We start from the raw sequence: 232 nt of genomic DNA on the forward strand, positions 1-232 counted from the left end.
CCGTCGTCGATGCGGACGCGGCTGATCTCCGGCTTGACCTTGGCCTCGAGCCGGGCGACCGGCTGCATCCGGCTGGAGCTGGTCATCACCCGCAACCCCTCGCAGCGCGGATCGGCGCGCAGCGCGGCGTAGCAGCCGTCGAGGCCGGCGTCCGGGCCCGCCCGGCCCCGGTTGATGCCCTCGCCCGCCACCAGCCCGGTGCCACGCCGTGCGGCCGCCGCGGCGCGCGCCG

General features: G+C 78.4%; 1 pseudogene. It reads right to left on the reverse strand.

The features are described 5' to 3' along the window. Positions 1–232 (reverse strand): annotated as a pseudogene (locus ACQG3P_RS24820) (sulfurtransferase); the annotation flags it as partial.

This window comes from Stenotrophomonas sp. SrG, assembly GCF_050031795.1.
GTDB lineage: Bacteria > Pseudomonadota > Gammaproteobacteria > Xanthomonadales > Xanthomonadaceae > Stenotrophomonas > Stenotrophomonas rhizophila_A.